The organism is Roseiarcus sp., assembly GCF_049514155.1.
Taxonomy (GTDB): domain Bacteria; phylum Pseudomonadota; class Alphaproteobacteria; order Rhizobiales; family Beijerinckiaceae; genus Roseiarcus.
This window is the reverse complement of the sequence record NZ_JBEKVH010000159.1, coordinates 1-8,415: the sequence shown is the minus strand read 5'-3', so window position 1 is coordinate 8,415 and position 8,415 is coordinate 1. Positions and strand designations below refer to the sequence as shown.

The window sequence follows — 8,415 nt, the reverse complement described above, 5'->3', positions numbered from 1 at the left end:
TTCGTCTCCACGTTTCCGCCCTCCTCGTTCGCGACTTGATTTCTTATTTGGAGATTAAGAAATCAAAGCCAACGATTGAAATATAAAGTAGTCCAAACAAGCGTAAGGCCAAGACAAAACTACCGCACTGCTCCGCCAAATCAACGGCGATAGCTTTCTTAACCTTTACGCCTTCTACCGGGTTCTGCACAAAACTTGGGACGCCCGGCAAAATGAAGCTGGCACGAAATCAATCATTGGAAAATTGGCTATTTTCCAGTAATGCAATCGGATATTCCGATATCAAACGACCGCAGACGCGACGGGCCGCACGACAAGCGGCGCCGGCGAAGACCTCAGGGGGAGGATCGGAATTCCGCTGACATCGAGCGGCGGAGCCGACCGTTCAGGGAGCCGGGAATGTCGCTGCCGCGCATATCGTTACGCAAGATCGCCTGCTTCGTCGCCGCCGCCGACGAAGGCAGCGTCAGCGCCGGCGCCCGAAGCCTCTGCCTGTCGCAGGCGGCGATGTCCGAGGCGCTGAACGATCTCGAAAAAGAGCTCGGCCTCGATCTTTTCATTCGCCACAAAGCGATAGGCGTCACGCTCACCGGCGCCGGGCGCCAGCTTCTGGTCGAAGCGCGGCGGCTGGTTCGCCAGGCCGAGGAATTTCAAGCGTTGGCCGGCGGCCCCGCCGCCAACCTCGCCGGAGAACTGATTGTCGGCTGCTTCCCGACCCTTCTGCCGTTCCTCGCGCCGTCGCTGCTGGCCGGGTTTCAGGCTCGGCATCCGGAGGTGGCGCCTCGGTTCGTCGAAGATTCGCAGCTCAATCTCGAACACGCGATGCTGGCGGGAAACATCGACCTGTCGATCGTCTACGACTTCGACATCAGTCCTGGCTTCGAACGCGTGCGGCTGTATGACGCGGAGGCCTATATCCTGGTTTCGCCCCGACACCGGCTCGGAAACACGACGGCGCCAGTCGACCTCGCCTTGTTCGGCGACGACCCGTTCATCCAGATCGACGTCCTGCCGGGCCGCAACGATCACCTGTTCGCCGCCATCGGCATCACGCCGAACATCGTCCATCGGACGACGAATTTCGAATTCGTCCGCGCTCTGGTCGCCCACAATCTCGGCTATGCGGTGCTGGTTCAGCGACCGAGAAGCGACGTCACCTACGAAGGGCTGCCGCTGGTCATACGCCCGATCGCCAACCCGGTCCCGCCGCTGACGGTCGCCCTCGCCTGGCCGGCCAACCTGCATTTGCATCGCCGGGTGAAGGCCTTCGCCGACTTCACCGTGAAGGCCTGCAGGGATGGTCTCCACGGGTGATGGCGACGAAGCGATCGGGAAAGACCGGACGCAAGCAGACCCGACGTGAAGCGCAAATTGTCGGCGACAAGCTGCGCATTTTCGACACGCGGTTCACGCGCCAATCGGGCGAAGGCGGGAGAGGGCGGACCGATCGTGCGGCGATCTGGCGGCCCTCGTTCTTGTCTCGTTCGATCGCTCGCGCTTTCATCGCGCGATGAAAGAGGCCGAACGCCTCGCGCCGGCCAGCGCCGCCGAACTCGCCGATGCGATTGGTTTGCGCCGCCACGATCGCTCTTGCGCTGCATTTCCGCCGACGAAGGCGCGTCCGCAGCGCGGGCGAGATCATGGCGAGCATGGTCGCCGACCGCGTCGTCGAGCATCTCGAGCGCGCCGGCTTCGTGGTGATGAAACGGCCGCCGACGGATGGCGGCGCGGCGCTCGCGCGCGGGTTCGAGAGGCGATAGCGCGACCAGGCGAAGCGGCTCTTGTCAGCGACCTGGCGGCCAGGCTTGGTTCGCCTTGACGCCGACCAAGGGCAAACAATTGATTTTATGGCGCACCCCTCAGGACAAAACTGCGAACACCTCTGTGATTGAAATAACAATATGACTCTTAAGGCCCTGTTTATTCGCTTCGCACCAATGAGCGACGAATTTCGACGCGCTGCTCACAGGCGCATTGCGACCCGAAGCGAGACCTTCCGTCGACCGCGCCCGAATGACCGAGGTTGGCCGAAGGCGGAATGCCGGGTTTCTGGCAAACGAAATGGTGGAGCGGACGTTCGACGGGCTCGCATCAAACGACGCGATTTGCGAGCGAGCGCGGTCCGATGACCGCATGTTTTCGCGGAGACTGATTCGAGCCCGGCAACGGCGCGTGTTATTCGCTTTGGGCGTTGCCTAGAGTGGCGAAACCGACAGCTGCGCTAGCGGCGGCGGCGGCCGCGCAAATCAGCGCAAGGGCGGAGAATCCGCCGAATTTATCGCCGACGATTGCGCCGAGCGAGGCGACGGCGAAAAGGCCGGCGACGCGCGCGACGGCGTTGTTGATCGCCGAGGCGACGCCCGTTTGTCCTGCCGGGGCGCTGGCCATCACCGCGGTCGACAACGGCGCGACGGTGATCCCCATGCCGACGCCCATCAGCAGCATCGTCGGCTCGATTGCAGTCCAAAAATCGCCAACGACGACTGCAGGCGCGAGCGCTGCGAAACTCGCTGCAGTGATTGCCGGCCCGACGGTCAGAGGAATGCGCACGCCGAACCGGTCGGCAATGGCGCCGCCGAAGCGCGACAGAATCGCCAACATGGCGGTGAAGCCGAGGAAGATCGATCCCGCTGTTGCGGCGCTCCAGCCGTCGCGCTGAATGAGCGTCGAGGGCAAAAAGAAGATCGCCCCTGACAACGCAAAGTAGAGCAACAATGTCAGAATGTTGACGCCGTTGGCGCGCCGGTCGCGGAAGAACCGTAGCGGCATCATCGGGGCCCGCGCGCGCGACTCCCAGGCGACAAAACCCGCAAGCGCGGCAAGTCCCGCGGCCCCGCTGGCGATCGCCGCGCGGCGCGCGTCGGCGCCCGGTTCGCCGACCAGCGTCAGGCTCAACGCTACGCCGCCAAGGCCGATGACGGCCAAAAGCGCCCCGAGCCAATCCATGCCGGTCGCATTTCCGGCGGGAAGGTCGGTCACGCCGCGAATGACGATCCCAAGTCCGAGCGCCGCAAACGGCAGATTGATCAGGAAGATCGATTGCCAGGGAGCGTGGTCGATGAGCCAGCCGCCGAGCAGCGGCCCAAACGCCGCGGCGATGCTCGTCGTCGCCGCCCAGACGCCGATGGCGCGTCCGCGCTCGTCCGAGGGGAAATGCGCGGCGATGAGCGCCAACGATCCAGGGACCATCAGCGCCGCGCCGAACCCCTGCGCCGCGCGGGCGAGAATCAACTCCGTCGAATCCGCCGAAAGCGCACAGGCGAATGAGGCCATCGCGAACAGCGCGATGCCAAGGGCGTAGACGCGCCGCAGGCCATAGCGGTCCCCTGCCGCGCCGCCCAGCAGCAGCAAGGCGGAAAGGACCAGCGTGTAGCCGTTCGCGACCCATTGCATTTCGGCAAGCGAGGCGTCCAGCGCGACGCGCATCTTGGGAATGGCGACCGTGACGATGCTGCCGTCGGCGAAAGCCATTCCCGAGCCGACGATCGTCGCCGTCAGCACTCGGCTCTGCAGCGGCGTCACTGCCGCAGCCTCAGTGGGCGCGATCGCAGCGCCGACGACGACGCGCGCCACAGCATCAATCGACCTTCTAGCGTCGCGACCAGTCCCGTCGACTGGCCCAAGTCGAATGCTAGCGTCGTTTCGGCTGCCGAGCCAGTGCGGGCGACAGTACCATTCAAGGTCGAGCGGTCCCCCCGCCCGTTGGCGGCAAATAGCCGATCGTCGTCGACGTCACGTCCGTTTTCGAGCCGTCATTTCCGCATCGCTTCTGGCTGTCTTGGGCGCGATGCGGCAACCCGTTGGCTGAATGCGAACTGGCTGTTTCTGGATCGGTATCGCAATTCAGCCAAACGGCTTTTTTTCTCGCGCCCAAATGGCGTAGATGCGGGCGATCTCAATTTCCGAGATTGCATCGCCCGGGTCGGCGGTGCCGATGCTGAAAACCTGACGACCCCGATCGATGAGCGAACAAGCCGCCTCTATCGCCCGCTCCGGGCTTCGGAACGCCAAGACTCTCTCGCCAGATTCGTCATTATATTGAACGCGCCACGGCATACCGTCAGGCTGGCAACAGCGCCGACAATTTTCAATTGTCGGAATCTACTCACGCCGTCCAGCATGCAGTCCTTCGCCTTGGCGAGGTCGTACGCGGCTCGTTCGACCGCCGGCGTAATGTCGGCTTTCGGGGAACGACTAATGGCGCCGGAATGGCGTCGGAGGGCGCAACCTTGCCGAACCGATCGTGGCAGAAGGCTCCTCGATGCTGAGGTCGAGGAGCCGTTCAGTTGCTACACCTCCGTCCCCTCGGCAAGCGTGAGGGCATCCTCTACGTCGACGCCCAGATAGCGAACGGTGCTCTCGATCTTAGTGTGGCCAAGCAGGATCTGCACAGCGCGTAGGTTGCCCGTTTGCCTATAGATGATGGACGCCTTGGTTCGGCGCAGCGAGTGAGTGCCATAATCCTCTGGGCGCAGTCCGACCCCAGTCACCCACTCGTCAACGAGTCGAGCATATTGCCGAGTGCTGATGTGATCGGCGTGATCGAGCCGGCTCGGAAAGACGAAGTCATCAAGCGTGCCGCCTCGACGTTCGAGCCAGGCCAGAATGCTGCCGCGAGTCGGCTCGAGGAGCTCGAACTGGACGGGCCGGCCGGTCTTCTGCTGGACGACGATGGCGCGTGACCGAACCCGACCGCCGCTGACAAGGTCGCCGATCTTCACCTTCACGACGTCACACCCACGCAACTTGCTATCGATGGCGAGATTGAACATTGCGCGATCGCGCAGCCGTCGTTCGCGGTCTAGCCAAAACCGGATAGCCCAGACCTGTTGCGGCTTCAGCGCGCGCTTGGCGCCAACCAACCGGCCCGCGTTCCACGGACGCTGATCATTGGCCGCCGGGTCATACTCTGAGTGCCCCATTGCCTTCTCCTTTTCCGGCCACCATTGGCCAGCAGGTGGAATAAGGCGTTGGACGCACGACCCTTGAAGCTGACCGAAGGCGGACGGCCCTGGGCAATCAAGAGACCCCGAACATTCGCTTATGAATGCGAACTTTCATGACGGTGCAAAAGCAAAGACCTGTTAAGTATATGAAAACACACATAAAACTGATGTTTTGAGACATTTCCTGTCGCGATCGACGGGTTAAGTTTCCGCGCGAGCGCTGTGAGGGTCCACAAATGTTTATTCATATGCCTTGACAGGAATATAACTGCGTGAGAATATGATGGCATGACAACCTTCGCAGCCATATCCGACCCCACTCGTCGCGACATCCTCGCCCTTCTCCGAAACGGAGAACAGCCGGCGGGCGACCTCGTGGAAGCGCTCAACTTGCCTCAGCCAAACGTCTCCAAGCATCTCAAATATCTGCGCGAGGCCGGATTGGTCCGGATGCGCGTCGACGGGCCGCGGCGGCTTTATAGCCTTGACGCCGCGCCCTTGGCCGAAATTGATCATTGGCTCGAGTCCTATCGCGCGTTCTGGTCACGCAAACTCGATGCGCTCGGCGATCACCTCAGCAGGAGCGACTGATATGGATTTCCAGGAACAGCTCGGCGGCTTCGAGCGGCGAGACGATCGAATCGATATGCGGTTCGAGCGACATTATCCGCGCTCGATCGAAAAAGTCTGGAGCGCGCTGACTGACCCGGTGCGCCTGAACGACTGGATGGGGGCCGCCTATGTCGAGCCTCGCGTCGGCGGCCGCTACGAACTGATGCTCGATGGACCCAACCCGATGATCGGTCACGTCGTGATTTGGGAGCCGCCGCATGTCTTGGAGTTCACATGGAGCAACGCCCATTCGCCCGATTCGACGGCGCGCTATGAGTTGTCTCCCGAAGGCGACGGCGCCCGCGTGATCTTCATGCATAGAGGCGCGCCTTATGCGAATCGGGCGCTCATGTTGCCGGGCTGGCACTTTTACTTCGAGCGACTCGGCGGTCACCTCACCGAGGCGGCGGCGCGTCAGTCGAAGCATAGCTGGCGCGAACTGCAAGCAATCTATGTCGCGCAATACAAACTAGGCGGCGCGAGATTGGACCCCTAAACGCGAAGCGGTTCAATCGATCTCGCGAGCGAAATTCTGAAACGCAATTGAACGAACTCCGGAGCAGCCGCTCCGGTGAATGGATCGGCGCGCCGATTTTCACCACTGGACGGACGATGCGCGAGATCAGTCGTCCGACAATCGATGACGAAAGGATCAGACGATGACAATTCAAACCATCATGGGAACCGTCGCCTTGGTGACGGGCGCCAACCGCGGCCTTGGGCGCGCGTTGACGGAAGAACTTCTGAACCGCGGCGTGAAGAAGGTCTATGCCGCCGCGCGCGATCCGCACACCTTGCAGGACCTCAGCGACGATCGTGTCGTCCGGCTGCGGCTTGACGTGACTGACGCCGAGCAGGTCCGCTCCGCCATGGAAGCGGCTTCGGACGTCGAGATTGTTTTCAGCAACGCCGGCTTGGCGCTTGGGACGGCCATCGTGGGCTCGAGCGTTCTCGACCAAGCCCAGCGCGAGATGGAGGTGAACTACTTTGGGCCGCTGCGGCTGCTCCAGCGCCTGGCGCCGACCCTGGCCAGGAACGGCGGCGGCGCCTTTGTCACCATCGCCTCGGTGGCCGGCCTGACCAACGTCCCGTTCCTGCCGACCTACGCCGCGTCGAAGGCCGCGCTCCATTCCCTCACTCAAGCTGCGCGTATCCTCCTCGCGGCACAGGGCGCCGCGGTCATCGGCGTCTACCCCGGCCCGATCGACACCGACATGTCGCGCGCGCTGGCAATCCCGAAGACTTCGGCGCGCGACGTTGCAATCGCGATCCTCGACGGCGTCGAAGCCGGCCAGGAGGACATATTCCCCGACGCGTTTGCGTTGGAATTTGCCCGATCGTTCGAAGCTTCGCCGAAGACCTCGGAACGGCAGGTCGCCGCAATGATGTTGGCCGCTGCGGCGTAAGCGAACGCTGCGAGGCCGCAAGCCCTGCGCCGTCAGCGCACAGGCGAACCGCAACTTAACCTCTCAAAGAATGAAGCAGGAGAACGTCATGACCAAGCAGCATCTCACCGCCGCCTTCACGGTCGACAAGACCCCGGAGGAAGCCTTCGCCGCGATCAACAATGTCCGCGCCTGGTGGTCCGGCGAAATTGACGGCGTCACCGACGAACTTGGGGCCGAGTGGACCTATCGTTACAAGGACATTCACTACAGCAAGCAGAAGATCGTCGAATTGATCCCCTCCAAGAAGGTGGTTTGGCTCGTCCAGGACAGCTATCTCAGTTTCATCAAGGACAAAGACGAATGGAACGGGACCAAAATCACGTTCGAGATCGCCGCCAATGGCGACAAGACCGAGATCAAATTCACCCATGTTGGGTTGGCGCCCAATGACGAGTGCTTCGAGGCCTGTTCAGACGCCTGGGGCAGCTATATCAAGGGGAGCTTGCGCAGCTTGATCGCCACCGGCAAAGGCCAGCCCAACGTGAAGGAAAGCTAGGCTTTGGACGGGAGGAGGACGAATCTGGACCCCAACCACATTTGGGCGCCCGTCGGCTTGATAAGTTCATCTCGCCGACGCGGCGCTCGATCTTTCCTCAATGCGGATTGGCTGCGCAAGCTACGCCTGCTGGTCAGCCTCGAACTTCGACGCGCTCGTACCGAAAGCGGTCAAGAGTTTACGACGCCGATCGCCGTCGGGACTTTGCGCCGAATGACAGTCCGAGATTTCACACAGCCGCCAGCCAACTCAGCCGATCGCACATTGCTCCACCCGCGCCTGCCGGCATAAAATCCCCCGGGGCGCCAACCGCCGCTGGTTGAAACTTCGGCGGCAATTCACCCGCAGGACGCCGAAGATGTGGAAAGAATGGCAGAAGCGGTGGAAACCATAGGCGCTTCTCATTCTTGGCTTGGTCAACGCCTGCCATGGGTATGCTGGCAGTCCGACTTGGCGCATCGCTATCGGCCTGGCGATAGCGGCGCTCGCGTTATGGATTGCACGCGAAAAATAGACCGCGCCACAACGACCGTGCAGGTCCGAGGCCAGGGGCAGGTGACTTTCTTCGGGAGATGAGGGCCGCTCTCGTGACCGGGGACGTGCGTTGGCGTCGATCCCAGCCGAAGCGGGAACGGCAGATTTTTCACCCATACTGTCGAGAGCGCTTCTCCAGCGCGGGAGGCCGCTTTCAAGAACCGCCTCATTGGCCGGGGCCGGTCGTAATCGGCGCGAAGCAACGGTCGGCGCGACGCGCTTGAGACGTTCGGCTTCCCCCTTCTGCGCCGTTCCATCACACCTCGAGCGATCGCCGATCAGAAGTTGCTCTGACCCCCAGTGTTCGCAGTTTTGTCCTGAGTGGCGTCGACTTTGGCGCACCCGACAGGATTCGAACCTGTGGCCTCTGCCTTCGGAG

The 8,415-nt window shown here is 62.2% G+C and carries 9 protein-coding genes; 6 read left to right on the top strand and 3 right to left on the bottom strand.

What is annotated here, in order from left to right; genetic code table 11:
- Window positions 1–399 precede the first annotated feature (399 nt).
- Both ABSF49_RS17985 and ABSF49_RS17980 read left to right on the top strand, forming a co-directional pair.
- Window positions 400–1,314, top strand: coding sequence for a LysR family transcriptional regulator (locus ABSF49_RS17985; RefSeq protein ID WP_424114021.1), 915 nt, complete (start codon window positions 400–402; stop codon window positions 1,312–1,314).
- Between the two features lie 245 nt (window positions 1,315–1,559).
- Window positions 1,560–1,760, top strand: a complete 201-nt coding sequence (locus ABSF49_RS17980; RefSeq protein WP_424114020.1) for a hypothetical protein — start codon at window positions 1,560–1,562, stop codon at window positions 1,758–1,760.
- 415 nt (window positions 1,761–2,175) lie between these two features.
- On the opposite strand, the gene ABSF49_RS17975 is transcribed toward ABSF49_RS17980, so the two are convergent.
- The 3 genes from ABSF49_RS17975 to ABSF49_RS17965 all read right to left on the bottom strand — a co-directional run bounded on the left by ABSF49_RS17975 (window position 2,176) and on the right by ABSF49_RS17965 (window position 4,922).
- On the bottom strand, window positions 2,176–3,573 hold the full coding sequence (locus ABSF49_RS17975) for an MFS transporter (protein WP_424114019.1): 1,398 nt from the start codon (window positions 3,571–3,573) through the stop codon (window positions 2,176–2,178).
- A 270-nt stretch (window positions 3,574–3,843) separates the two neighbouring features.
- On the bottom strand, window positions 3,844–4,011 hold the full coding sequence (locus ABSF49_RS17970; RefSeq protein ID WP_424114018.1) for a hypothetical protein: 168 nt from the start codon (window positions 4,009–4,011) through the stop codon (window positions 3,844–3,846).
- A gap of 278 nt (window positions 4,012–4,289) precedes the next feature.
- On the bottom strand, window positions 4,290–4,922 hold the full coding sequence (locus ABSF49_RS17965; protein ID WP_424114017.1) for a tyrosine-type recombinase/integrase: 633 nt from the start codon (window positions 4,920–4,922) through the stop codon (window positions 4,290–4,292).
- 312 nt (window positions 4,923–5,234) lie between these two features.
- Here ABSF49_RS17965 and ABSF49_RS17960 point away from each other — a divergent pair, with 312 nt between their 5' ends.
- The 4 genes from ABSF49_RS17960 (at window position 5,235) to ABSF49_RS17945 (ending at window position 7,502) form a co-directional block, all read left to right on the top strand.
- The gene (locus tag ABSF49_RS17960) at window positions 5,235–5,537 is read left to right on the top strand and encodes an ArsR/SmtB family transcription factor (RefSeq protein ID WP_424114016.1); all 303 of its coding nucleotides are present in this window, start codon (window positions 5,235–5,237) and stop codon (window positions 5,535–5,537) included.
- Window positions 5,503–6,054 carry an SRPBCC family protein gene (locus tag ABSF49_RS17955; protein ID WP_424114015.1) on the top strand — a complete coding sequence of 184 codons (552 nt, stop codon included), beginning with the start codon at window positions 5,503–5,505 and terminating at the stop codon, window positions 6,052–6,054. The genes ABSF49_RS17960 and ABSF49_RS17955 overlap by 35 nt, the downstream gene beginning before the upstream one ends.
- A 181-nt stretch (window positions 6,055–6,235) precedes the next feature.
- Entirely contained in the window at window positions 6,236–6,964 is a 729-nt protein-coding gene (locus ABSF49_RS17950) for an SDR family oxidoreductase (protein WP_424114014.1), read from the top strand.
- An 88-nt stretch (window positions 6,965–7,052) separates the two neighbouring features.
- Complete coding sequence (locus ABSF49_RS17945) at window positions 7,053–7,502, top strand: SRPBCC family protein (protein ID WP_424114013.1); 450 nt, start codon at window positions 7,053–7,055, stop codon at window positions 7,500–7,502.
- The last annotated feature ends 913 nt before the right edge of the window (window positions 7,503–8,415 follow it).

Bases quoted from the DNA above. Each gene is read 5' to 3' on its own strand.
- ABSF49_RS17985 (WP_424114021.1), top strand. From the start codon at position 400: ATGTCGCTGCCGCGCATATCGTTACGCAAGATCGCCTGCTTCGTCGCC.
- ABSF49_RS17980 (WP_424114020.1), top strand. From the start codon at position 1,560: ATGCGATTGGTTTGCGCCGCCACGATCGCTCTTGCGCTGCATTTCCGC.
- ABSF49_RS17965 (WP_424114017.1), bottom strand. From the start codon at position 4,922: ATGGGGCACTCAGAGTATGACCCGGCGGCCAATGATCAGCGTCCGTGG.
- ABSF49_RS17960 (WP_424114016.1), top strand. From the start codon at position 5,235: ATGACAACCTTCGCAGCCATATCCGACCCCACTCGTCGCGACATCCTC.
- ABSF49_RS17955 (WP_424114015.1), top strand. From the start codon at position 5,503: ATGCGCTCGGCGATCACCTCAGCAGGAGCGACTGATATGGATTTCCAG.
- ABSF49_RS17950 (WP_424114014.1), top strand. From the start codon at position 6,236: ATGGGAACCGTCGCCTTGGTGACGGGCGCCAACCGCGGCCTTGGGCGC.
- ABSF49_RS17945 (WP_424114013.1), top strand. From the start codon at position 7,053: ATGACCAAGCAGCATCTCACCGCCGCCTTCACGGTCGACAAGACCCCG.